Source organism: Hydrocoleum sp. CS-953, from assembly GCF_002260545.1.
Classification (GTDB): Bacteria; Cyanobacteriota; Cyanobacteriia; order Cyanobacteriales; family Microcoleaceae; genus Trichodesmium.
In genome coordinates, this window is record NZ_LGSU01000097.1 from 1 (window position 1) to 2,165 (window position 2,165).

Consider the following 2,165-nt stretch of genomic DNA (forward strand, 5'->3'; position numbering starts at 1 on the left):
GTATACTTTACTATAACTTTATACCTGAATATCATAATTATAGAATACAGCAACCTAGGCTTTTCTGAGGTTGTCATTTGCCATCAAGATATAGTTTTAAAACTAAGACAAATCTATGAGTAAGTCATCTTTCCTAAATTGCACAACTACTTTGATTCCAAGACTATTAAAATTAATAGTAATTTCTCAGGATTCTAGAATAGTTTAGGAACAGCCTTGCTTGAGAAAGAATTTAGTCTATATAATCCCAGATCATTAGCTCATTTATAAGTTACAAACACCGAATTATACCAAAAATAAGAATATGCACTCCCAGTTAAATCCAGAAACAACAGTAGTTGAAAATCTCCAACAAGCAGAAACCTATTTGGCCAAAGGAAAATTAGATAGAGCACAGGCAGCTTGTCAAAAAGTCTTAGCAGCACTACCAGACTTTGCCACTGGGTACAAGATACAAGGAAACATTAGCCTTGCTATGGGCCAAGTAGAAGAAGCTATGGCTTGGTACACAAAAGCCCTTGCTGCTCAACCTGATTGGGCAGAAGTCCATGCTAATATGGGTAGTCTATATGCTATGCAAAAGCAGTGGCAGCTAGCGATCGCCTCTTATCAAAAAGCTATCACCCTCAAACCAAATATTGCCGGATTTTACCGAAACTTGGCTAAAATTTGGCAGTTGGTAGGTAAGCCAGAGTTAGCTGCTGAGTGTTCTTATCAAATATTCACTCTAGAGCCAGAATCCGCAACAGCATCAGAATGTTTAAGTCTGGGTAAAACTCTTTTTGACTATCAGAAGTTGACCGAAGCGATCGCTTGTTATCGCCGAGCAATTAAGTTAAATCCTAATTTATTTAAAGGTTATCAATTATTGGGAGATACTTTGGTAATTCAGCGTAATTTGGATGAAGCAATAAGTTGTTACCAAAAAGCTGTAAAACTTCAACCGAATACATGGATAGCTTATCAGAAACTAGGAAAAGGTTTGCTAGAAAAAGGAAACTTTTCTGAGGCTGTTCTCGCTTTTCAGCACGCTATAGAAATTAACCCTAATGCTATTTGGTCTTACCAAAAATTAGGTGTGGCTTGGATGAAATTAAAAAATTGGGATGAAGTAATTAATGCTTATCGTAAGGCTATAGAGTTTAATTCTCAAAATGGTTTTTTTTACAACAATTTGGGGTTAGCTTTATCTGAAAAAAAGCAATGGTCAGAAGCAGTTGATGCTTACAAAATTGCGATTGAATTGCAGCCAAATAATTCTGGATGTTATCATAATTTAGGTAAAGCTTTATCAACGCAAGGCAAGAAGGAAGAAGCGATCGCCTGCTACTCAAAAGTAATTGAATTAAATCCAACTAACGGCGATGCTTACTATTTATGGGGAGAAATATTGCGAGAAAAAGGGAAGTTTGCTGAAGCTTTAGAAATTTACCAAAAAGGACTAGAAAATTTACCTACAGAATCTGGATTTTTCGCCAAACTTGAGTCTCTACTGGCGCAGCAAAAACAAAGCCTAATAGAAGATTATCGTAGTTTTGGAAAAGACCACAAACAAACTGGAAATTTAACAGAAGCAATTCAGGCTTATCAGAAAGTTACTGAACTTCAGCCTCAAAGTTCAGATTATTATGAACTAGGGATGCTTTTGGTAAAACAAGAAAATTTGGAAGAGGCATTATTATGTTATGAAGAGCTGTTAAAGGTACAGCCTTGGTCAAAGAATGAAATTAAGAAATATCCAGAATTAGGAATAGCTTTAGTTAGGGCTGGCAAACTTTGCAAAGTTATCGATTCCTATGATAAAGTTTTCCAGAAAAATATTCATAACTTAGAGTTTTATTATCAATTTAGCATCAATATTTCCGAAGCAGGATTAATCTCCGAAGCAGTTACCTTTTTTAAAAATTTACCTAAACCACAGTTTCCTAAACAACCTCAGCAGTCAAAAAATGAAAATAGTAATTCAATATACGACTTTATATGGGATAGCTTGAATCAAACTAATTCTAAAGATTTTGATCTCCATATAGAGCTAGAGGATCTAGAATTAGAATCTCAAAAAATTCAAAAACATTTTTCTCAAAAACATTTAAAGACTTTTGCCATAGATAAATTGCAACCAGGGGAGCTAGATTTTCTGGAAAAATGTGGCATTTCCTTAGAAT

1 protein-coding gene is annotated in these 2,165 nt (G+C 34.8%); it reads left to right on the top strand.

Translation table 11 applies throughout. The features are described from left to right. Positions 1-304: 304 nt before the first annotated feature. Positions 305-2,165, top strand: a 1,861-nt coding sequence (locus AFK68_RS00605) for a tetratricopeptide repeat protein (protein WP_094670816.1), incomplete at its 3' end; no start/stop codon positions are given.